The sequence below is a fragment of the Tistrella arctica genome, assembly GCF_039630945.1.
Taxonomy (GTDB): Bacteria; Pseudomonadota; Alphaproteobacteria; order Tistrellales; family Tistrellaceae; genus Tistrella; species Tistrella bauzanensis.
Genome location: NZ_JBBKTV010000002.1, coordinates 199,445 through 224,415 on the forward strand (window position 1 = coordinate 199,445; position 24,971 = coordinate 224,415).

At 69.7% G+C, this 24,971-nt stretch carries 8 protein-coding genes (1 of these 8 cut by a window edge); all 8 read left to right on the top strand.

The genetic code is table 11. The features are described from left to right. On the top strand, positions 1-3,600 hold the end of the coding sequence (locus WG924_RS04910) for a non-ribosomal peptide synthase/polyketide synthase (protein ID WP_345931903.1). The gene continues 19,134 nt to the left of window position 1, outside the view; only the last 3,600 of its 22,734 coding nucleotides appear in the window; its start codon lies beyond the left edge, outside the window; its stop codon occupies positions 3,598-3,600. Then, positions 3,597-15,662 carry a non-ribosomal peptide synthetase gene (locus tag WG924_RS04915; RefSeq protein WP_345931904.1) on the top strand — a complete coding sequence of 4,022 codons (12,066 nt, stop codon included), beginning with the start codon at positions 3,597-3,599 and terminating at the stop codon, positions 15,660-15,662. The genes WG924_RS04910 and WG924_RS04915 overlap by 4 nt, the downstream gene beginning before the upstream one ends. Next, positions 15,659-16,762, top strand: coding sequence for a GNAT family N-acetyltransferase (locus WG924_RS04920; protein ID WP_345931905.1), 1,104 nt, complete (start codon positions 15,659-15,661; stop codon positions 16,760-16,762). The genes WG924_RS04915 and WG924_RS04920 overlap by 4 nt, the downstream gene beginning before the upstream one ends. Further along, on the top strand, positions 16,759-18,216 hold the full coding sequence (locus tag WG924_RS04925) for a lysine N(6)-hydroxylase/L-ornithine N(5)-oxygenase family protein (RefSeq protein WP_372044714.1): 1,458 nt from the start codon (positions 16,759-16,761) through the stop codon (positions 18,214-18,216). The genes WG924_RS04920 and WG924_RS04925 overlap by 4 nt, the downstream gene beginning before the upstream one ends. Then, on the top strand, positions 18,213-19,001 hold the full coding sequence (gene fhuF / locus WG924_RS04930; protein ID WP_345931907.1) for a siderophore-iron reductase FhuF: 789 nt from the start codon (positions 18,213-18,215) through the stop codon (positions 18,999-19,001). Before WG924_RS04925 ends, fhuF begins: the two co-directional genes overlap by 4 nt. Further along, positions 18,998-21,376, top strand: a complete 2,379-nt coding sequence (locus tag WG924_RS04935; RefSeq protein WP_345931908.1) for a penicillin acylase family protein — start codon at positions 18,998-19,000, stop codon at positions 21,374-21,376. The genes fhuF and WG924_RS04935 overlap by 4 nt, the downstream gene beginning before the upstream one ends. A gap of 181 nt (positions 21,377-21,557) precedes the next feature. Further along, complete coding sequence (locus WG924_RS04940) at positions 21,558-24,107, top strand: TonB-dependent siderophore receptor (protein ID WP_345931909.1); 2,550 nt, start codon at positions 21,558-21,560, stop codon at positions 24,105-24,107. A gap of 85 nt (positions 24,108-24,192) precedes the next feature. After that, entirely contained in the window at positions 24,193-24,963 is a 771-nt protein-coding gene (locus tag WG924_RS04945; protein WP_345931910.1) for an ATP-binding cassette domain-containing protein, read from the top strand. The last annotated feature ends 8 nt before the right edge of the window (positions 24,964-24,971 follow it).

The window sequence follows — 24,971 nt, forward strand, 5'->3', positions numbered from 1 at the left end:
GGTTGGCTGCGCGATCTTCAGGGGCTGAATGCCGATCTGCGGCAATATGAGCAATCGCCGCTGGCCGATGTGCAGCGCTGGACCGGGCGCAGCGGTGACGCCCTGTTCGACAGTCTGGTGGTGTTCGAGAATTATCCGGTCGATGCCGGGCTGGCGGCCACGGCCTTTGGCGGCCGGCTGCGCGCCAGCGAGACCATCGAACGCACCCATTATCCGCTGACCCTGTCGGTGGCGCCGGGCGAGACCATCGCCCTGGGCTTCGGCTACGACCCCGCCCGGCTCGACGCGGCGCGGGTGGCCTGGCTGGCGCGCGGCCTTGGCCAGCTTCTGGACCGGATGGGTGCCGGCGACGACCCGGCGATCGGCGCGATCGCGCTGGCGCACGACCTGCATCCGGCGCAGGCGCCGGTGGTGGCACCGTTCCGCGACGTCGTGGACCGGATCGCCGCTGCGGCTGCGGCCCGGCCCGATGCGGTCGCGGTTGCCAGCGAAGGCCGCATGCTGCGCTATGGCGATCTTCAGGCGGTGAGCGGCGCGGTTGCCCGGCGCCTGCTGGCGGCCGGCCTCGCGGCCGACGATGTGGTGGGCTTGTGTGTCGGCCGTGGTCCGGCGCTGGTTGCGGGCTTCGTCGGCATTCTGGCCGGGGGTGGTGCCGTGCTGGCCCTGGACCCGGATCTGCCCGACACCCGGCTTCAGGACATGCTGGATGATGCGGGTGTCCGGCTGCTGGTGGTGGACGAGGCCGGCCGGGCGCGGCTGGCGGCATTGGCGGCCGACCGGCTGCTGGTCGAGATCGACGCCGCCGCCGGCGATGGCGCGGACACGACCCTGCCGGTTCTGCCGGCGCCACGGCCGGCGCAGCTTGCCTATGTGATCTATACCTCGGGCTCGACCGGGCGCCCGAAAGGTGTGGGTGTTGCCCATGGCGCCCTGGCGGTGCATGTCGACGACTATATCGACCGCTTCGGCCTGACCATCGACGACCGGGTTCTGCAACTGTCGACGCTGGGCTTCGACGCGGCGGTGGAACAGATCCTGCCGGCGCTGACGGTGGGCGCGCGGGTGGTGATGCGCGGCGCCGATCTGTGGTCGCCCGAACAGGTCACCCGGCGGCTGCGCGACGACGGCGTGACGCTGGCCTATCTGCCGACCGGCTATTGGCGGGCATGGCAGACGGCGGTGACCGGGCCGCTGCCGGCGCTGCGCCAGGTGGCGACAGGTGGCGAGGCCCTGCCGGGTGCGGCACTCGACGCCTGGTTCGCGGGGCCGCTGGCCAGCGTGCCGTTCGACAACACCTATGGCCCGACCGAGGCGGTGGTGACGGTGAGCGGTCATCGGGTGCGGCCGGACGATGCCATGGCGGCGGCGGTCGCCATCGGCGCGATCTGGCCGGGCCGGGTGGCGCGGATCATCGATGTTCATGGCAATGACGTGCCCGATGGCGGGCAGGGCGAATTGTGCCTGGGCGGACCGGCGCTGGCGCGGGGCTATCTGGGCCGGGCCGGGCTGACGGCGGAACGCTTCGTGCCCGACGAGGCTGGCGCGCCGGGCGCGCGGCTGTATCGCAGCGGCGATCTGGCACGGCGGCGGGTGGATGGCACGATCGATTTCCTGGGCCGGATGGACGGGCAGATCAAGCTGCGCGGCTTCCGGATCGAACCGGGCGAGATCGAGGCGGCGATGCGCCGCCATGCCGGGGTCGACGATGCGGTGGTGGTGCTGACCGGCGCCGAGACGCCGCGGCTGGTGGGTTATGTCACCGGCACGGCCGATCCGGCGGCCGTGAAGGCGGCGCTGGCGACCCAACTGCCGGCCCATATGGTGCCGCAGGCGATCATGGCCGTGGCGGCGCTGCCGCTGACCCCGGCGGGTAAGCTGGACCGGCGGGCGCTGCCCGATCCCGATCCGGCGCCGGTGGCGGCGGCCCTGCCGCCCCGCGACGTGGTGGAGGCGCGGCTTCTGGCGGTGTGGCAGGCGGTGCTGGGCCGTGCGGATTTCGGGGTCAGCGACGACTTCTTCGATCTGGGCGGCGACTCGATCCTCAGCCTGCAACTGGTGTCACGGGCCCGCAAGGCGGGGCTGGTGCTAACCCCACGGCAGGTGTTCGAACATCCGCGCATTCAGGAACAGGCGGCGGTCGCCGGGCTGGCCGGCGGCGTGGATGCGGCGGATGAGGTCACCGGCCGGGATCTGCCGCTGACACCGATCCAGGCCGGGTTCTTCGAGCGCTATCCCGAGGGGCCGTCGCACTGGAATCAGGCGGTGCTGCTGGCGGTGACCGACGCGCTGGACGATGCGGCACTTGCCATTGCCCTGGCGGCGGTGGTGCGCCGGCATGATGCGCTGCGGCTGCGTTTCACCATGGGCAGCGACCAGCGCTGGTCGCAGCGGGTGGTGCCGGCGGCCGATGCCGAGGCCGGCGATCTGCTGATCGTTCGGGCGATCGACGATGATCCGGCAACGCTGGATGCGGCCGGGGATGCGGTTCAGGCCAGCCTGGATATCGGCCATGGCCCGGTCTTGCGCGCCGGGCTGTTCCGCCGGGCCGGCGGCGACCGGCTGCTGATCGCCATCCATCATCTGGCGGTCGACGGGGTGTCGTGGCGGGTGCTGCTGGGCGATCTGGAACAGGCCTATGCGGCGGCGGCCAGCGGCCGGGAGCCGGCATTGACACCGGTGGGCACGCCCTGGAGCCGCTGGGTTCTGGCCCAGCGCCGCTATGCGGAAGCACCGGCGCTGGCAGAGGAACTGGGCTGGTGGCAGAGCCAGTTGAGCGGCGCGGTGGCGGTTCTGCCTGACGTCCGCAGTGGTGAAAGCCTGCAGCATGACTGGCTGCTGGACGAGACCACCACCGCCCGGCTGATCAACGACGTGCCGCGCCGCTATCGCATCGGCGTCGACGAGGTGCTGCTGGCAAGCCTTGTCCGCACATTGGGCGATGCCCACGGGCTGGCGGCCGGCACGCGGCTGCTGATCGGCCTGGAAGGCCATGGCCGGGAAGACGTGATCGACGGCGTGGATCTGAGCCGCACGGTCGGCTGGTTCACCACCCGCTTCACCATCGCGCCGGCCGTGGCCGGACCGCCCGAGACGCTGCTGTCGGGCGTGAAGGCATGCTTGCGGGCGGTGCCGCAGAAGGGGCTGCATCCGGGGCTGTTGCGGCTGTCGGATGATCCGGCGGTGGCAGCCAAGGCGCGCGCGCTGCCCGAAGCGGCGGTGGGCTTCAACTATCTGGGGCGGTTCGACGAAGCCGGGTCGGGTGACATGTCCGGATCGGTTGACAAGGCCGGGGCTGCGGCCAACCGGTTCAGCTTCACGCGCGAAGCGGCGGGCCGGGCGGTGGCATCGACCAGCGGCATGGCCCATGGGCTGGAGCTGAACGCGATGGTGGCCGGCGGCCGGCTGTCGGTCAGTTGGCGCCATGACACCGGGGTGCTCGACCGGGCGGATGTCGCGGCGCTGGCGGCGGCCTTCGGGCGGCATCTGACCGCGTTGATCGACCACTGCCTGACCCATGATCCCAAGGCGACGCCTGAGGATTTCGATATCGACATCGACCAGGACGCGCTCGACGACCTGCTCGCGGAGATCGACGGATGACCATGGACAGCTATCACCGCAGTGGCGGTCAGGACGATGCTCCCCAGCCGGTGGCCCCGGCAACCGCCAGCGGGGCGGTAGCCCCGGCAACTGCGAGCGGGGCGGTGGCCCCGGCAACTGCGAGCGGGGCGGTAGCCCCGACGGGCTTCCGGGACAAAGCGAACGTCGCCGAGATCTTCTATCTGTCCGATCTGCAGCAGGGCATGCTGGGCCATGCCCTGAAGGGTGGGGCCGACCCCTATCACATCCGCCATGTCTTCGAGATCGACGGCGCGCTGGATGTGGCGCGGTTCGAACGGGCCTGGGCGGCGGTGATCGCCCGCCATGCGATCCTGCGGGCGGATATCCGCTGGCGCGAGATCGCGCGCCCGGTTCACATCGTCTATCGCCGCACCATGGCCCGGATCGACCACCACGACTGGCGGGCGCTGGACCCGGCGGCACAGGCGGCGCGGCTGGCGGCGGATTGGGCGACGGCCCGGGCGGCGGGGTTCGACTTCGCCCGCGCCGCCGATCCGGCGCTGGATCTGATCCGCATCGGCGACGACCGCTGGTGGTTCACCTGGCGGTTTCATCACCTTCAGCTCGATGGCTGGAGCGTGGCGCGGATCCTGAGCGAGGTGCTGACCGGCTATACCGACAGCATGACCCTGGCGGGGGCGGTACCATCATTCCGCAGCCATATCAAATGGCTGGAGCAACAGGACAAGACGGCGGGCGAGGATTGGTGGCGGGCGGATCTGGCCGGTATCGACGGCCCGACACCGCTGCCGCGCGGCCGGCCGGCGCCGGCAATGGCGGCGGACGGTGGGGCGGCGCCACACGCCCATGCCGAGCGGCGCCAGCATCTGGACCCTGCCACCACCAGCGCCCTGGCCGATCTGGCGCGCCGGGCCGGCGGCACGATGACCACGGTGCTTCAGGCGGCCTGGGGCTGGCTTCTGGGCGCCCATGCCGGCCGGGAGGATGTCTGTTTCGGCCTGACCACGGCCGGACGCCCGGCCGATCTGGCCGATGCCGACAGCATTGCCGGGCTGTTCATCAACACCGTGCCGCTGCGGCTGCGGATCGACCCGTCCGAGACCGTGGCCGGCTGGCTGGCGGCGGTTCAGCGCCATATGCTGGATCTGCGGTCGCATGATCATCTGCCGCTGGCGCGGCTGCGCGGGCTGGTTCAGACCGAAGGCGATGCCGGCCTGTTCGACAGCATTCTGGTGGTGGAGAATTTCCCGGTCGATGCGGCATTGTCGACGGCGGCGACCGGCGACATCCGGATCACCGCGCCGCGGATCGGTGAGACGGCCGATGCCATGGTCGACGACGCGGTGACGCTGACCGATGGCCGCAACCATTATCCGTTGAGCCTGATCGCCGAGACCGGCGCAGCACTCAGCCTGACGCTCGCCTATGATCTGGGCCATTACGGTCACGGCGATATCGCCCGGCTGATGGACGCCCTGGTGGCGGTGCTGCGCGCCCTGCCGGAACAGGCGGCACGCCGGCTGGGCGATTTCAGCCCCTGGTCGGCAGGCAGCGGCCCGGATGGCGACGCCGAACCGATGCCGATGCCGGCATCGCTGCTGCCGGCGCGGATCGCCCGGCTGGCGGCGGCGGACCCGGATGTGCTGGCGGTGGCGGATGCTGACGGCAGCCTGAGCCGTGCGGCGCTGTGGTCCGCTGCCGGCCGGCTGGCGGCAGAGCTTCAGGCCAGAGGTGTAGAACCTGGCGCGCGCGTGGCGCTGGCCTTGCCGCGCGGCCGGGCGATGGTCGCGGCGATTCTGGGTGTCTGGCGGGTGGGCGGCGCCTATGTGCCGCTGGACCCGGCGGCACCGGCCGCGCGGCTTGGGCTGCAACTGGCCGATTGCGGCGCCGGCTGGCTGATCGCCGGCGATGCCGCCGCCGGCTGGTGCCCGCCGGCGGTGGCGCTGATATCGGGCAGGCCAGAGGCATGGGGCGCCGATGATGCGGGTGCCGCGACGCTGGTGGATCTGCCGGCCGCCGCCGAGGCTTATATTATCTATACCTCCGGGTCGACCGGCACGCCCAAGGGGATATCGGTCAGCCATGGTGCGCTGGCGGCCTATCTGGCGGCATTGAGCCGGCGGCTGGACATCACCGACGGTGCCGGGCTGGCGGCGGGCTGGGTGTCGACCCCCGCCGCCGATCTGGGCCACAGCGCGCTGTTCGGTGCCCTGTGGTGGGGGGCGGCGCTGCATGTGCCGGCGGATGACGCGATCTTCGATCCCGACCGGTTCGGCGCCTGGATGCAGGACCATCAGATCGATCTGTTGAAGATCGTGCCCAGCCATCTGGCCGGGCTGATGCAGGCGGCGGCACCGGCGCGGGTGCTGCCGCGCCGCTATCTGCTGCTGGGCGGCGAAGCGCTGCCGGCCGGTCTTGCCCGGGCGGTCGTGGAACTGGCGCCGGATTGCCGGCTGGTCAACCATTACGGCCCCAGCGAAACCACCGTCGGGGTGATCGCGGGTGCCGTGGCCGCGCCGAATGGCGATGGCCAAGCGGGTGATGGCACGTCGGGCGATGGCCATCTGCCGCTGGGCCGGGTGCTGGATCATGCGCTGGTCCGGTTGCTGGACCACCACGGCAACCCGGCCGGCCCTGGCCAGCCGGCCGAGATCTGCATCGGCGGCGCGGGGGTGAGCGACGGCTATGTCGGCCGTGCCGGCCAGACCGCCGAACGCTTCGTGCCCGATGCCGCAGGGCGGCCCGGCAGCCGGCTGTATCGCAGCGGCGATCGCGGGCTTCTGTTGGCGGATGGCACGATCGGCTTTCTGGGCCGGCTGGACGATCAGGTAAAGATTCGTGGCTTCCGGGTGGAGCCCGACGAGGTGGCGGCGGCGCTGCGCGCCTTGCCCGGCGTGCGGCAGGCGGTGGTGATCGCGCGCGCCGATGGCGAGGGGCGCCTGCGGCTGCGGGGATTCGCGGCCGGTGACGGGCTGGACGGTGCGGCGCTGAAACAGGCACTGGCCGTGCGGCTGCCCGATGCCATGGTGCCGCAATCGGTGCAGGTGCTGGACGCGCTGCCGCTGACCGCGAATGGCAAAATCGACCGCAAGGCCCTGCCCGGTGACCGGGCGGCCGGCGACGTGCAGCCGGACGGCCCGGTGGCGCCGCGCAGTGCCACCGAAGCGGCGCTGCTCGGCATCTGGCAGCAGGTGCTGAAGCGCCAGGAGATCGGCGTCACCGACAATTTCTTCGAGATCGGCGGCGATTCGATCCTCAGCCTGCAACTGGTGGCGCGGGCCCGCAAGGCCGGGCTGAAGCTGACCCCGAAACAGATCTTCGACCAGCCGGATATCGCCCGGCTGGCGGCCTGTGCCGATGCGGCAGCAGGGCGCGCCGTGGCGGCCCCCGACAGCGGGCCGGGTGCCGGTGGGGCCGCGGTGGCGGCCGATCCGCACCTGCCCGAATACCGCGCGATCCTGGAAGGACTGGGCCAGTCGCTGGACGGTGTCGCCGATATCTATCCGGCGACGCCGCTGCAACGCGGGCTGCTGTTCCACAGCCAGATGGCCGGCGGCGAGGCGGTCTATATCAATCAACTGCGTCTGACCCTGGCCGGGCGGTTCGACGTGGTGGCGCTGCGCGCGGCATGGGATGCGGCGATCGCGCGCCATCCGGTGCTGCGCACCCGCTTCGAATGGCGCCATGGCGGCACGGTGTTGCAGGTGGTCATGGCCACAGCCGATCTGCCGATCGAGATCCACGACTGGCAGGGGCTGGCGCCCGATGTCGCCGAGGCGCGCATCCGGTCGCGGATGGCCGAGGATGCCGCTCGCGGCTTCGATCTGGCCACGGCGCCGCTGATGCGGCTGGCATTGTTCGTGCGCCCCGATGGCGGCCATGATCTGGTGTGGAGCAATCACCACATCCTGACCGATGGCTGGAGCACGATGATCGTGCTGGGCGAGGTGGCGCGCGATTACGTGGCCCGTATCGACGGTGGCGGCATCGATGGCGATCTGCCGGCGCCACCGCCCTATCGGGCCTATGTCGACTGGCTGGCCCGCCAGCCCGATCCGGAGCCCTGGTGGCGGCAACAGATCGCACGGATCGACGAGCCGGCCCTGCTGACGGCGGCGCTGGCGCGGCCGACGGCGCCGGAGCCCGGCGCGCATCAATACCGGGTGCTGCTGGACGAGGCCATGACCACCCGCCTGACCATGGCGGCGCGGCGGATGCAGGTGACGTTGAACACGCTGGTGCAGGGTGCCTGGGCGCTGTTGCTGGCCCGCCATGGCGGCCGCGATCAGGCGGCGTTCGGCGTGACCGTCTCGGGCCGCCCGGCCGATCTGGTCGGGGTGGAGCACATGCCGGGGTTGTTCATCAACAGCCTGCCGGTCTGGGTGGATGTGCCGGCGACGGCGCGGCCGGCGGGCTGGCTTCAGGACATCCAGGCCCTGAATGCCGGGTTGCGGCAGGTTGAGCAGACCAGCCTGGCCGATGTGCAGCGCTGGTCGGGGCTGAGCGGTGATGCGCTGTTCGACACGCTGCTGGTGTTCCAGAACTTTCCGATCGAAACCGCGATCCGCGATATCGAGACCCGGCTGGGCATCACCGGCGCCGATGCCGTGACCCGCACCCATTATCCGCTGACCCTGATGGTGGTGCCGGGCGCGCGGCTGGACCTGCGCTGGGAATGGGATGGCCGCCGCTTCGACCGCGCGGTGATCACCCGGCTTCACGGCCATCTGCTGCGACTGCTGGCGGCGCTGTCGGCCGAGGATGCCGACGCCCCGATCGGGCTGATCGATCCGCTGGCGGAGGATGAACGCAGCCGGCTGCTGTCGGTCTGGAACGACATCGCGGTGCCCTATGATCTGGATGGCTGCGTTCAGGATCTGATCGCGCCCTGGGTGGCGCGCCATCCCGAAGCGCCGGCGGTGGTGGCGGCGGATGGCGCCGTGCTGTCCTATGCCGCACTCGACGCCGCCGCCAACCGGCTGGCCCATCGGCTGATCGGGCATGGCATCGGCGCGGATGTGACGGTGGCGCTGTGCCTGCCGCGCGGGCCGGTGGTGATCATCGCCCTGCTGGCGGTGATGAAGGCGGGCGGCGCCTATGTGCCGCTGGATCCGAACGCGCCCGATGACCGGCTGCGCTATATGGTCGACACCGCCCGCACCCGGCTGGTGATCACCGATACGGACAATGCCGGTCGCTTCCCCGGCATCGACACGCTGCCGATCGACGACGAACCGGCGGCGGCCGATGCGTCATGGCCCCACACCGTCTGGCCCCACACCGTCTGGCCCCACACCGTCTGGCCCGACACGGCGCCCGCGCCGCGCGCCCATCCGGGTTCGCTGGCCTATGTCATCTTCACCTCGGGCTCGACCGGCCGGCCCAAGGGGGTGATGATCCCGCATCGCGGGGTGGTGAATTACCTGCGGGTCGCCATCGATCGCTATCTGACCGTGGATGACGACGGACGCGCTTCGGGCCAGGGCGCGCCGATCAACACGCCGCTGGGCTTCGATGCCACGGTCACCAGCCTGATGGTGCCGCTGATCACCGGCCGCGCCGTCACCCTGCTGCCCGAAGCCGATGAGATCGCGGCGCTGTCGGCGGCGCTTGCCGCCGAGGCCCAGGATTACAGCCTGGTCAAGCTGACGCCGGCGCATATCGAGGCGCTGAAGCATCTGCGGCCGGCCGGCGCCTATGCCGGCCATGCCCGCGCGCTGGTGATCGGTGGCGAGGCGCTGATGGCCAGCACCGTGGCGCCCTGGCTGGCGGCATCGCCGGGCACGCGGCTGTTCAACGAATATGGCCCCACGGAGACCGTGGTCGGTTGCGCGATCCACGAGGTGGTGCAGGCAGCGGATGGCGGCAGCACGGATGGCGGCGGTACCGGCGATGGCGCGCTGCCGATCGGCCGGCCGATCGCCAATACCAGCATCCTGATTCTGGATGACGATCTGCGGCTGATGCCTGAAGGCGCGGCCGGGGGCTTGTATATCGGCGGCGCCGGGCTGGCCCGGGGTTATGCCGGTCAGCCCGGGCTGACCGCCGATCGCTTCGTGCCGCATCCCTTCGCCATCGGCGAGCGGCTGTATCGCACCGGCGATCTGGCGCGCTGGCGCGCCGATGGCACGCTCGATTATCTGGGGCGGCTGGATGATCAGGTGAAGATTCGTGGCTATCGCATTGAACTGGGAGAGATTGAAAGCGCTCTCACCAGTCATGACGCGGTCGAGCAGGCCGTGGTGGTGGTGCGCACCGGTCTGGCCGGCAGCCGCCAGCTTACCGCCTATGCCGTGCCGCGCGCCGGTCGCCACGTGCAGCCCGATGACCTGCTGCGCCATCTGGCGGCACGGCTGCCGCAATATATGGTGCCGGCCGATCTGCTGGTGCTGGACACAATGCCGCTGACCGCCAATGGCAAGGTCGACCGGCGGGCGCTGCCGGTGCCGCAGCGGGGCGGCAGCGCCATCGTCATGCCGTCGGATGCGATCGAGGCCGCGCTGCTCGACATCTGGCAGGGGGTGCTGGGCCAGAGTGGTTTCGGGGTCACCGACAGCTTCTTCGATCTGGGCGGCGATTCGATCCTCAGCATGCAGGTCGTGGCCCGTGCCGCCCGCGCCGGCATCCGCCTGACCGCGCGTCAGGTGTTCGAACATCCGCGCATCGACCGGCTGGCGGCCCTGGCTCGTGCCGCCGATGACGCGGCGGCGCTGACCGAGATCACCGGCACCGATCTGGCCCTGACGCCGATCCAGTCGTGGTTCTTCGCCCGCCATCCCGATGGCCCGTCGCACTGGAACCAGTCGGTGCTGCTGCGGGTGAACGGCCGGCTGGACATCGTGGCGCTGGAACGGGCGATCGCGGGTCTGGTCGCCGCCCATGATGCCCTGCGGCTGCGGTTCCGGGCCGATCATGTCGGCCATTGGCGGCAGCGGGTGGTGGCGCGCGAGACCGCCGACCTGCTGGTGGTGCGCGACGTGGCGGACCTGGCCGCGCTGGATGCGGCGGGCGAGGCCGTGCAGGCCAGCCTGGATATCCGCACCGGCCCCGTGCTCAGGGCCGGCTGCTTCCATCTGGCCGATGGCAGCGACCGGCTGTTGATCGTCCTTCATCATCTGGCGGTCGACGGCGTGTCGTGGCGGGTGCTGCTGGACGATCTGCAACAGGCCTATGAAGCGGCCTGCACCGGCCGCCCGGTGGTGGTGCCGGCACCGGCGACACCGTGGAGCCGCTGGGTCGACCAACTGCACCGGCAGGCCGCAAGCCCCGAACAGCATGCCCATCTGCTGGCCGAACTCGGCTGGTGGCAGGGACATCTGGAGGGCGCCGCCCCGGCCTGGGGGCCGGCGCGGTCGGGTGGCCGCCTGGAGGTGGAGCGCGGCATCGCCGAGGCGATGACCCGCCGGCTGATCACCGAGGTGCCGCGCGCCTATCGGGTGACGGTGGAAGAGGTGCTGCTGGCGGCGCTGGCCCGCGCCATCGGCGACGAGATCGGCGCCGCCCGGCTGCTGGTGTCGCTGGAAGGCCATGGCCGCGACGGCGATCACGGGCTGGACCTCAGCCGCACCATCGGCTGGTTCACCACCCGCCACGACGTGGCGCTGCCGACCCGGGGCGATGACGCCCGGCTGCTGGCCGATCTGCGCCAGGTGCTGCGCCGGGTGCCCGGCCGGGGCACCGGGCGCGGCCTGCTTGCCATCGCCGGGGATCAGGCGATCCGCGATGCGGCGGCGGCCTTGCCGGCGGCCGATGTCAGCTTCAACTATCTTGGCCGCTTCGATGGCAGCCTTGAGGAAGGCGGCCGGTTCTGGCTGGGCACCGAAACCGCCGGGCGCAATATCGGCCGGCGCGGCCGCATGGAGCATGCGCTTGAGATCAATGCCGCGGTCACCGATGGCCGGCTGCGCATCGGCTGGCGGCATGATCCGGCGGTGATCGACGGTGCGGCGATGGCGGCGCTGATCGCGCGGTTCGAGCGCGGCCTGACCGATCTGGTCGGCCATTGCCTGACCGCCGATCCGACCCCGGTCCCGGTCGATTACCCCTTGGCCGGTCTGGACGATGCCGGGCTGGCCCGGCTGGAGATCGCGCCCGGCACGGTTGAAGACATCTATCCCGCGACCCCGCTGCAACAGGGCCTGATCCTTCACAGCCAGCGGTCGGCCGGTGCCTATGTCAACCAGTTGCGCCTGACGCTTGCGGCCGGCGGACAGGATGGCGGCGCGCTGGATGTGGAGGCGCTGGCGGGCGCCTGGGCGGCGGCGATCGCGCGCCACCCGATCCTGCGCACCCGCTTCGACTGGCGCCATGGCGGCAACGCCTTGCAGATCGTCATGCGGCGGGTGACGCTGCCGGTGGACGTTCATGATCTGTCGGCCGGACCTGAGGGTTATGAGGCGCGGCTGGCCGCGTGGCGGGCCGCGGATCTGCGCCGGGGATTCGATCTGACGGTGGCGCCGCTGATGCGCATCACCCTGTTCCGGCGCCCGGATGGTGGTCATGACCTGGTCTGGACCACCCACCACGCCCTGACCGATGGCTGGAGCACGGCGCGCTTGCTGCGCGAGGTCGCGCGGGAATACGACGCACGCGTCGATGGTGGCGCGGTGGAGATGTCGCCGGCGCCGCCCTATCGCGATTACGTCGCCTGGATGCAGCGCCAGCCGGCACCGGAGGCGTGGTGGCGGGCGGAAGCGGCGCGGATCGCCGACCCCGCCGGCATCACCGAGGCACTGGGCCGGCCGATGCGGCCGGAACCCGGCAGCCATCGGCTGACGGTGGCGGTGGACGACGATCTGGCCCATGCCCTGCGCAAGCTGGCGCGCCGTGAACAGGTGACATTGGCCACGATCATGCAGGCGGGCTGGGCGCTGTTGCTGGGGCGGCTGGCGGGCCGGGCGCAGGCGGGCATCGGCGTGACGGTGTCGGGCCGGCCGGCCGATCTGGCCGGGGTCGAGCGGATGCTGGGCCTGTTCATCAACAGCCTGCCGGTCTGGATCGATCTGCCGCCATCGGCGCGGCTGGGCGCGTGGCTGCGCGATGTGCAGGCATTGAACACCCGCTTGCGGCAGGTGGAGCATTCCAGCCTGGCCGATGTTCAGCGCTGGACCGGCCGCAGCGGCGACGGCCTGTTCGACAGCCTGCTGGTGTTCGAGAATTATCCGATCGATGCCGCCGCCGGCCAGAGCCGGCTTGGCGCCGCCACCACCGGGACCGAGATGGTGGAGCGGACCCATTACCCGCTGGTGCTGGCGGTGGTGCCGGGCCAGGGGCTGGAGCTGCGCTGGGGCTGGGACGGGGCGCGGATCGATGCCGCGGCGGTGGCCCGGCTGAACGCGGCCTTCATCGACCTGCTCGGCCGGCTGGCGGCGGCGGGCGATGTGCCGCTGGGCTCGATCGCGGCCGGTGTGACGACGGGTGGGACGGATGAACCGGCCCGGCTGGCGCTGGCGCATCCGTTCCGGGCGGTGACCGCGCGGATCAGCGCGCAGGCGGCGGCCGATCCGGCGCGTGAGGCGGTGGCCTGCGATGGCCGGCGGATCAGCTATGGCGCGCTGGAGGCGTGGTCCGGTGCCATCGCCGACCGGCTGATCCTGGCCGGCATCCGGCCGGAAGATCGGGTCGGGTTGTGTGTCGAGCGCTCGGTGGGGCTGGTTGCCGCATTGCTGGGGGTGTTGAAGGCAGGCGGTGCCTATGTGCCGCTCGATCCCGATTACCCGGCGGCGCGGCTGCGTCACATGATCGAGGATAGCCGGCTGGACGTGCTGGTGGTCGGTCCCGCCAGCCTGCCGGCGATGCGGGCGGTTGCGGATGACCGGCCGCTGATCGATGTCGAGGCGCTGAAAGACGCGGCGCCGGCGACGGGCCTGGAGCGGCGCCATCCGCCGGTCCGGCCTGACCAGTTGGCTTATGTGATCTATACCTCGGGCTCGACCGGTCTGCCCAAGGGCGTGGGCATTTCTCATGCGGCACTCAGCCATCATCTCGACGACTTCATCCCGGCCTTCGACTACCGGCCCGAGGATGCCGGGCTGCAATTCTCGACCATCAATTTCGATGCCGCTGTGGAACAGATGCTGCCGCTGCTGACCGTGGGCGGGCGGATCGTGTTGCGCGGGCCCGCCATGTGGGATGCGGCCGAGCTGACGGCCGTGCTTCAGGCCGAGCGCCTGACCATCGCCGATATCCCGACCGGCTATTGGCAGCAATGGGCGCGCGATCCGGATCTGCGCTTCGGCCATCTGCGCCGGGTGACGGTGGGCGGCGAGGCGCTGTCGGTGGATGCGCTGGCGCGCTGGACGGGCGGGCCGCTGGGCCATATCCGGCTCGACAACCGCTATGGCCCGACCGAGGCGACGATTTCGGCGCTGTATCACCAGACCGATCGTGCCGATGTCGACCATCCACCGGTGCCGATCGGCCGGACCTATCCGGGCCGGACCGCGCGGGTGGTGGGGGTGGACGGCAACACCGTGCCCGATGGCGGCATCGGTGAGCTGTGCATCGGCGGCCCGGCCCTGGCCCGTGGTTATCTGGGCCGGCCCTCGCAGACGGCGGAATACTTCGTGCCCGATGAACACGGGGCGCCGGGCGCGCGGCTCTATCGCAGCGGCGATCTGTGCCGCCGGCGCGCCGATGGCGTGGTGGTGTTCCTGGGCCGGATCGACGGGCAGGTGAAGCTGCGCGGCTTCCGGATCGAGCCCGGCGAGATCGAGGCTCTGTTGCGGGCGGCACCCGGCATCGACGATGCCGTGGCCGGCGTGGTCGGCGACCGGCTGATCGCCTGGGTGGCGGGGCAGGGCGATCCGGCGGCGCTGCGCGCAGACCTCGGCCGGCAGTTGCCGGCCCATATGGTGCCGCAGGCGGTGGTGGTGCTCGACGCCCTGCCGCTGATGCCCAGCGGCAAGGTGGATCATCGCGCCCTGCCGGTGCCGGATGCGGCCCACGGCCCGATCGTGCCGCCGGCGACCATCCTTGAAACCCGGCTGCTGGCGATCTGGCGACGGGTGCTGGGGCGCGATGGTTTTGGCATCACCGACAGCTTCTTCGACATCGGCGGCGACTCGCTGCTGGCCTTGCAGGTGGCGGCGGCCGCGCGCGCCGACGGCATCGACGGCTTCAGCCTGGACGCCCTGTTCCTGTCCCCGACCATTGCCGGGCTGGCGGCGGGGTTGGAGTCGGCGGGGCAGGCGGCGGCGGGCGATCCCGACCGGATGCCGGCCAATATCCTGCCGCTGAACACCCGGGATGTCGACGGCACGCCGCTGTTCTGCATCCATCCGGGCTATGGGCTGGTGCAGGAATACCGGCCGCTGGCGGCAGTGCTGAACGGCCAGGTGCCGGTGCTGGGCATTCAGGCGCCGCGGCTGATCGATCCCGACTGGACGGTGCCGGATGTGGCGGCGCTGGCGGCGGATTACGTGGCCCGGCTGCGCCGGATACAGCCGGCCGGGCCATACCGGCTGGCCGGCTGGTCGCTGGGCGGGTGGATCGCCATGGCGATGGCCCGGGCGCTGGAAGCCGATGGCGACATCGTCGAGCGGCTGATCCTGATCGACACGGCGGCCGAGGTGCCCCGGATCACCGCCAGCCATGCGGCGATCGCGGCGCAATTGAACCGCGACGTCGACAGCCACACGACGCCCGAACTGGCGGCCGAGTTCGCGGCCGGCCGGGCAGGGGAGATGGGCCGGACAGGGGTGGTGGACCGGGCAGGGGAGATGGGCCGGGCAGGGGATGGGTCGGCTGCGGCCGGCGATCGCGACCGGCTGGCGGCGGCGGCGCTGGATCTGGTGCTGCTGCACAAACGCCTGCTGGAAGGCTGGCCGGTGCCGCGGGTGGAGGCCGCCATCACCCTGTTCCGGGCCGTGGCGACCAGGGCCGGCGGCACCGATGGCAGCCATATTCCGGCGGCATCGTGGCGGCCGCTGGCAGGCGGCGGGCTGGCCGTCATCGATATCGACGCCGGCCACGACACCATCCTGCACCATCCGGATTTCCTGGCGGCGATCGCCCGCGTGGTCGACCAGGCCGGGGACAACCGGCCGGCATCAGACATCATCGAGGAGACAGCACCATGAACAGCGTTCTGCACCCCGAAGCCGCGGCGCCTGACCATGGGCGGTCACTGGTGACGGTGGATGCCGCCACGGCGATTGTCGGTCCCGATGCCGCACCGTTGGTCCGCGCCGGATTGCAGGCCATACCCGACACACCCGGCCGGATGCTGGTCACCATCGAGGCGGGCGATCCGGAGATGCTGGCGGCCTGGGCGGAGGCCTTGTGCGTGGCGATCATGACCCGGCATCCGCGCATGACCACCCTGGCGCTGGACGGTGCCACGGCCAGGGCAGCGGCGCCGCGCCTGCTGCGACAGGGCATCGCCACGGCCTGCGATGGCGGCGCGCTGCTGGTGACGGCGGGGATGCTGTGGCAGCGACCGGCGCCGTGGCTGGGGCATGACGGGGATGCGGGCGCGGCCTCTCCCTCTCTCTGTGATTGTCCCTATCCTTATGATCCGGTGTTCACCGGCACCGTCCGCCATCCGCGCCGCCCGCCGGCGCCGGAGGGCGTGGTCTATCGCCGCCATATTCCGTGGCTGGATGCCGAGTTGAGCTTCCGCGTGGCGACGATCGATCAGGATCTGGACCGGCTGCACCGCTGGATGAACGATCCGCGCGTGGCGGCGATCTGGGAGGAGGCGGGCGATCTGGACAAGCATCGCCAGTATCTGGGCGGGATTCTGGCCGATCCGCACATGATCCCGCTGATCGGCTGTTTCGATGGCGCGCCCTTCGGGTATTTCGAGATCTATTGGGCGCGCGAGAACCGCATCGGCCCGTTCTATGACGTCGACGACTATGACCGGGGCTGGCATGTGCTGGTGGGCGAGGACGGCTTCCGGGGCCGCGACTATGTCTCGGCCTGGCTGCCATCGCTGATGCATTACCTGTTTCTGGATGACCCGCGCACCCGCCGGATCGTGGGCGAGCCGCGCGCCGATCATGCGCAGCAACTGCGCAATCTCGACCGCGCCGGCTTTGCCCGGATCAAGCAGTTCGACTTTCCCCATAAGCGCGCCACGCTGGTGATGCTGCTGCGCGAGCGGTTCTTCGGCGACCGGTTGTGGCTGCCGGATTTCGTCACCGCCTCCGCCGATGATGCCGACCACGAAGGATGACCAGGATGACGATCGAGGATGGGGCATATGATGTCATCGGGGTGGGCTTCGGGCCATCGAACCTGGCATTGGCGATTGCGCTGGACGGCATGGCCGGCACGCAAAGGGCGCCCGCGCCGGGGGCCTCTGCGCGAGAAGCGCCCACGCGCGGAGACCGGCGGCGGGTGCATTTCATCGAGAAGCAGCCCGAATTCCGCTGGCACAGCGGCATGCTGCTGCCCGACAGCCGCATGCAGGTGTCGTTCCTGAAGGATCTGATCACCCTGCATGACCCGACCAGCCCGTTCACCTTCATCGCCTATCTGCACGCCAAGGGCCGGCTGGTCGATTTCATCAACCAGAAGAGCTTTTTCCCCAGCCGGATCGAGTTCAACGACTATCTGCGCTGGGCGGCGGCGCGCTTCGCCGACCGGTGCAGCTATGGCGAGGAGGTGGTGGCGGTCGATCCGGTGGCCGGCGCCGGCGGCCGTGCCGAGCCGGTGCAGGCCCTGGCCGTGCGGTCGGTGGATGCCGCCGGGCGGGAACGGCTGCGCCTGACCCGCGATCTGGTGCTGGCGATCGGTGGCCGGCCGCGCATCCCCGAACCCTTCCGGCCGCTGGCGGGGGATGGGCGGGTGTTCCATTCCTCGACCTATCTGCGCCACTTGGACCGGCTGGCTGCCGCTGAACGGGCGGGGCGCGGTGCAGGGGCCGGTGTAGGAGCTGGAGTTGGGGCCGGGCAGGGCCGCGTGGCGGTGATCGGTGGCGGGCAGAGCGCCGCCGAGATCTTTTTCGATATACGCGACCGGTTCCCTGACCTTAGGGTTGATCTGATCCTGCGCGGCTCCGCGCTGAAACCCGCTGATGACAGCCCGTTCGTGAACGAGATCTTCAACCCGTCCTTCACCGATGTGATCTTCCGTCAGCCCGATGCCGAGCGTCAGGCGCTGCTTCAGGATTTCCGCAGCACCAATTATTCGGTGGTCGATCTGGACCTGATCCGCAAGATCTATGAAGCCCTGTATCAGCAGAAGGTGTCGGGCGTTGAACGCCTGCGCGTGCTGCGCGGCCGGCGGATCACCGGGGTGGCGGCCGATGCCTCCGGGGTGGTGCTGGGCAGCCGCGACGTGCTGACCGGCGACAGCGAGACCACCGGCTATCAGGCGGTGATCCTGGCCACCGGCTATGACCGCGATGTGCCGGGGCAGATGGTGGCCGGGCTGGCGCCGCATGTGGTGTCCTATGCCCCCGATCGCTGGTATCGCGCGCAGACCGCGCCGGGTTTCGGCCCCCGCATCTTCCTTCAGGGCAGTTGTGAGGACAGCCACGGGCTCAGCGACACATTGTTGTCGGTGGTGGTGGTGCGGGCGCATGAAATCGCCGCCGCCCTGCTGGACGGGACGCTGTCCCGCGTGTTCGACTCAGATGCGCACGACATCGTGCCGCAGGCCGTGGGGGCGGGGCGCCGGCCGTGACACTGCCCTGTCTTCAGCCCTTATTGCCCTGGCTGACCGGCGATTATGCCGGCTATGCCGGGGTGTTCGCGGTTCATGGCACCGTCGACCGTGGCCCGGCGGTGCCGCTGGCCGAACCGGCGGCGATTGGCGCGGCGGTGCTGGGATTTGCGGCACCGCTGGGGCCGGCGCGCAAAGTGGCCGCCGTGTCGCAATGGACCAAATCCTATTTCGGCGCCCTGATCCTGCCGGCGGTGGCGGCCAATCTGGTTCTGGACGTGGCGCTGCCATTGGACCCGCAGGCTATGGCGATGGTGCTGGACGGCGACGGCCGGCCGGCGGGTTTCGACGTGGCCGGTGACGGGTTGCCGCTGGATGCCGTGGCCCGCGCCAGTGACTGCGGCTTCGTCCGCCATGCGGCGCTGATCGACGGCCATCTGGCGCCGATGATCGCGGCCTTCAGTGCCGCGACCGGTGTGCCGGCGCGGATGCTGTGGAGCAATGCCGCCGATTATCTCGACCGGGCGGCGCGGATGCTGGTGCCGCTGGCCCGGTCGCTGCCCGGCCGGCAGGTGGCGGCGGAGGCCACGGCCGGGCTGCTGTCACGTGCCGACCGACCCGACGGCACCCCGAACCTGTTGCATGATCCGGTGCGGATGGTGGCGGATCTGCGAACCCGCAAGGTCTGCTGCCTGCGCTATGTGATGCCGGGCGAGGCCTTCTGCGGCAGTTGCCCGAAACGGCGCCGGGCCGAGGCGGTGGAACGCGATCGTATGGCACGCCTGGCCGGTGCGGCCGGGGCATGATCATGAAACCTCTGATCGTCGGGCTGGCGCTGGTGCTGGCCGGGCCGGCTGTGGCCGCCGGTGCCGATACCGCCGCCTATGACGTGGTGATCCGCGAAACCGCCCATGGCATCCCGCATATCCAGGCCGATGACATGGCGAGCCTGGGCTTCGGGGCCGGTTATGCCTATGCCGCGAAGAATGTCTGCCTGCTGGCCGATGCGCTGGTCACCGTGCGTGGTGAACGCTCGCAGGCCTTCGGGCCGGATGCGATGGTCGATCTGGTTGGCGGACCGACCCGCAATCTCGACAGCGACGTGTTCTTTCGCGCCTATCTGGATGATGCGCGGATCGCCGCCGGCTATGCCGCCGGTGATGCCGATGCCGTGGCGCTGATCGATGGCTATGCCGCCGGCTACAACCATTATCTGGCCGAGCGCGGCCCCGGCGGGCTGCCGGCGGCGTGTCGCGATGCCGATTGGGTGCGTCCGGCCAGCGGCGGCGATCTGCGCCGGTTGTTGACGGAACGCGCGATCCAGGCCAGTGGCGGCCGTTTCGCCATGGCGATCGCCACCGCCGCGCCGCCGGCCGGCGATGCCGGCACGCCGCCCGTGCCCGTGCCGGTCTCCGACCTCGGCGGGCGTGATGATGCGGCCCGGCTGGGCAGCAACGCCTATGCCCTGGGCGGCGACCTCACCGCCGATGGCGGCGGCCTGCTGCTGGGCAATCCGCATTTCCCCTGGCAGGGCAACAGCCGCTTCTTTCAGATGCATCTGACCCTGCCCGGGCGGCTGGACGTGATGGGGGCCGCGCTGCCGCCGTTTCCGGTGCCGGTGATCGGCTTCAACCGCGATGTCGCCTGGAGCCATACGGTCTCCGCCAGCCAGCGCTTCGTGCTCCATGAACTGGCGCTGGTGCCGGGCGATCCGCTGTCCTATCTGGTCGATGGCCGGCCCGAGCGGATGCGGGCGGTGACGGTGACCGTGCCGATGGCCGGCGCCGCCCCGGTGACCCGGACACTCTATGACACCCGCTTCGGCATGGTGGTGGCCATGCCCGATCGCGGGCTTGCCTGGACCGGACGGATTGCCTATGCGCTGGCCGATCCGGAACGCCACGACACCCGGCTGGTGGAACAATGGCTGCGGCTCGCCACGGCCGCCAGCGTCGGCGAGATCGATCGGGCGCTGGCCGATATCCGGGGCACGCCCTGGATCAACACGCTGGCCGCCGACCGCCATGGCGATGCGCTGTATGCCGACATGACCGGCGTGCCGGCGGTTCCCGACGATCTGGCGGCGCGCTGTGCGCCATCCGATGCCGGAGCGGCGATCGCGCGTGCGGCGCGGCTGGTGGTGCTGGCCGGCGACCGTGCCGCCTGTCAGGCCGTGGATGACGACGCCGGCATGCGGCCGGATCACGGGTTGATGCCGGCCGACCGCATGCCCCGCCGGCTGACCCGCGGGCTGGTGTTCAACAGCAATGACAGCCATTGGCTGGCCGATCCGGCGGCACCGCTCACCGGCTATGCCCGGATCGTCGGGCCAGAGGCGGTGGCCCAACGGCTGCGTACCCGGATGGGCAAGCGGCGGCTGGACGAGATCGTCACCGCGACCGGCGGCCGCGTCGCCCCGGCCGATCTGGAGGCGATGCTGTTCGACAACCGCAATCTCGCGGCCGAGCTGGTGGTGGATGCCATGCTGTCGGTCTGCTGGTCTGAGATGGGCGGGCAGAGGGCGGAGGGTGAGGGCGATCTGGCATCGGCCTGCGCCGCCCTGGCCGGCTGGGACCGGACCAGCAGCCCCGACATCCGGGGGGCTGCGCTGTTCCGCGAGGCGTGGCGCCGGGCACGGGCGATCGACGGGCTGTGGGCGGTGACCTTCGATCCGGCGCGGCCGTTCACGACGCCGGCGGTGGTGGATCTGGCCAACCCGGCCGTCACCACGGCCATGCGGCAGGCATTGAGCGACGCGGCGGCACAATTGCGTGCGGCAGGTTTTCCGGCCGATATCGCGCTGGGTGCGGTTCAGCAGCGCCGGACTGGCGCCCGGACTGATGCGGCGGGCATTCCGGTGCCGGGCGGCGATGAATTCGAGGGCGTGTTGAACGAGATGACCTTCGGCCCGTTTGGGGCCGGCGGCTATGACGCGGCCCGGATCTATGGCAGCAGCTATATCCAACTGGTGCGCTGGGATGCGGGCGGGCCGGTGGCGCGGGGGCTGCTCACCTATGGCCAGTCGGCCGACCCGACATCGCCCTTCCATGACGACCAGACCCGGCTGTTCGCGGCCGGCCAGTTGATGGCGCTGCCGTTCCGGCAAGCCGAGATCGCCACCGACCCGGCTTTACGCGTGATCAGGCTGCGTGCCAGCCGGGCCGATACCGGCCAGCCTTGATACCAAAGGTTGATCAGGCCTAAGGGTTTGCAGGGTTGTGGCAGAAATCTGGCATCGCCGTGAAAAAACTGCGCCCCGGCCTGAAAAAACCTGCCTCCGGCCCGTCCTATCGGGGAATGCGACTGCCAAGCAGTCGCAAAACAGAACCGATGATAACAAAAGTGCGGGAGCCGGTTGGTCGATGGCAGGTCACAGGAACATGGAGGCATCGGGGCCGGAACTGGCCCGACGCGGACGCAACTTGATGGTCGCAGGCAGAAAGACGGCCGGACAGCGCCGGGCCGATCTGGTCGCCGATGTGGCCCTGGCGGTTGGCATGGCCGGGCTGATGCTGGGCACCATGCAAGCCGCCCGTGCGGCGGATGCGGCGGGCATCCAGCTTGCCCAGGCCGGCCAGAGCTTCGACATTCCGGCCCAGCCCCTGGCCGGCGCCATCACCAGCTTCGGCCGCCAGTCGGGCCTGCAGGTGACGGTGGAAGCCGCGATCGCCAATGACCTGCAATCGCCGGGTGTCAGCGGTTCCTATACTCCTGACGAGGCGCTCGGCCGCCTGCTGGCCGGTACGGGCGTATCCTATCGCTTCATCGACGCCAACACGGTCACGCTGGTGCGTGGCACCGCGGCCGATGGGGCGGTGGTTCTGGATCCCCTCTCGATCGACGCGACGCGTCGGGCCGAAAGCGCCTGGGGCCCCGTCGCCGGCTTCGTTGCCAAGCGGGCCTCGGCGGCGACCAAGACTGACACGCCGCTGCTTGAGACGCCCCAGTCGATTTCGGTGGTGACCCGCGACCAGATGGACGCCCAGGCGGCACAGACCATGCCGCAGGCGCTGCGCTATACCGCCGGCATGCAGACCGACCGCAATGGCGCCGATGAGCGGACCGACTTTCTTTATGCCCGAGGTTTTCAGGTCAGTCAGTATCTCGACGGGCTGCGTCTGATCGGTGGCACCTGGGCCACACCGCAGATCGATAGCTATGGTCTGGAACGCATTGAAATCGTTCGTGGTCCGGCCTCGGTTCTCTATGGGCAGGTGTCGCCGGGCGGGCTTGCCAATCTGGTCAGCAAGCGGCCACAGCCTGATGCCTTCAACGAGGTTCAGCTTCAGTTCGGCGAATATGGCCGGCTTCAGACCGCCTTCGATATGACCGGGCCGCTGACGGAAGATGGTGACCTCAGCTATCGTCTGAGCGGTCTGGCCCGAAGCGCCGATACCCCCATTGATCAGACCAAGGAAGAGCGCTATGCGATCAACCCGGCGGTCACATGGCGTGCCGGCGACGACACGACGCTGACATTGCTTGGTAAATATCAGAATGACCCCGCCCTGGGCGCCTATCAGCGCCTTCCCGCCTATGGCACGGTTCTGCATAACCCGTCGGGAGACATTCCGACCGATCTGTATATTGGTGACCCGACCTTCGACAAGGAAGAGCGAACCCAATACGGCATCGGTTATGAATTCGAGCACCGGTTCGATGATACTTTCACGGTCCGTCAGAACGCCCGGTTCTTCCGGACCGACAGCGACTTTGGGTATCTGTACACTGGTCGTTTGATGGCGGCTGACAGCAGTGTGATCCGTCGCAGCGGCGTTCTGGCCGAAGAGGTCAATGACGCAATCACCATCGATAACCAGCTTCAGGCGAAATTCGCGACCGGCGCCGTCGGACACACGGCCCTGTTCGGCCTCGACTATCAGAACAATCATAATGATAGCGATGTCGCCTATCTCGCAGCCAATCCCATCGATTACAATAATCCCCAATATGGAAGCCCCGGCATCGATTTCACGCCGTTCTTCGAACAAAACACGTCGCAGAGGCTTGAACAGCTTGGTCTTTATGCACAGGATCAGATTTCGATCGACCGGTGGCGCTTTACCTTGGGTGCGCGCCATGACTGGCTGAACAGCGACACGAACGACCGGGTGGCCAACACAAGTACCAAGATCACCGACCAGAAGTTTACCGGGCGCGTCGGCGCGCTCTATCTCTTCGACAATGGTCTGGCGCCTTATGCCAGCTATTCGGAATCGTTTGAGCCGCTTGCCGGCACCAATGACATCGGAGAGCCGCTGAAACCGACGACGGGCCAGCAATACGAGGTCGGCATCAAGTATCAGCCGACCGGCTATAACAGCTTTGTGTCTCTGGCACTCTATGACCTGACTCAACAGAATGTCCTGAGTTATGGCTCACGCACGATCATTGATGGATCCGGTAACCCACAGGTGATTAGCTTCTCAACTCAGAACGGAGAAGTAAGTTCACAGGGTATCGATATCGAAGGAAAGATCAGTCTGAATGATAATATCAGCCTGACAGCAGCCTATAGTTATCTCAATGCGGAGGTGACGGAAGGGACGGCGGGCGATAACACAGCAGGGAAGACTCCGGTTTACCTGCCAGAGCATTCTGGATCGATCTGGGCGGACTACCGATTTATTGACGGATATTTCAATGGACTCGGACTCGGCGCCGGCGTGCGGATCAGCGACGAGACCTATGGCGATGCGGTGAACAGCTTCACCGTGCCCGGTTATGCCGTGATGGATGCAGCCCTGCGTTATGACCTCGGCAATCTGGCGCCGGACCTTGCCGGCGCGCGTCTGGCCGTGAACGCGACCAACCTGTTCGACAAGATCTATGTCGCCGACTGCCAGAATGACACCAACTGCTATTACGGCTCGCGGCGGAAAGTCTATGCCACGCTCAGCTATCAGTGGTAACGCGGCCAATATCCACAGCGGCGCGGGCGGCGATCGGGGAAACCCGGCGCCGTCCGCGGCTGTCGTTTCGGGTGAGGGCCGGGCGATGAGCTTCGAGGCCGAGGGGCTGGGCGTTGCGGTCGGCGGGCGGGTCTTGCTTGCCGATGTCGATCTTGGCGTGGCCGGGGGGCGGGTGCTGGGGCTGATCGGGCATAACGGCTCGGGCAAAAGCACCCTGTTACGGCTTCTGGCCCGGCAGATCACGCCGACGGCGGGCACGGTGCGGCTGGAGGGGCGGGCGCTTTCCGCCTGGGGCGACCGCGCTTTCGGCCGCAAGGTCGCCTATCTGCCGCAGCAGCCGCCGACCGCGGCCGGCATGACCGTGCGCGAACTGGTGCGGCTGGGGCGCTATCCCTGGCATGGCGCGCTTGGCCGGTTCGGATCGCGAGATCAGGACCGGGTCGACGAGGCCATGACCCTGACCGACGTCACCGGCTTTGCCGACCGGATGGTCGACAGCCTGTCGGGGGGCGAGCGGCAGCGGGTGTGGCTGGCGATGCTGGTGGCCCAGGACAGCGCCTATATGCTGCTGGATGAACCGATTTCGGCGCTGGATATCGCCCATCAGGTCGAGATCCTCGATCTCGTGCGCCGGCTGGCCCGGCTGCGCGGGCTGGGGGTGGTGATCATCCTGCACGACATCAACATGGCGGCGCGGTTCTGCGACGACATTCTGGCTCTGAAGGCCGGGCGGGTGCTGGTGCGTGGCACGCCCGAAACTCTGATGACCGAGGCCGAGCTGGCGCGGATCTTCGGCCTGCGCATGGGCATCCTGCCGCACCCGGCCGGCGGCGCGCCGCTCGGTTTCGTGTATTGAGACGGGAG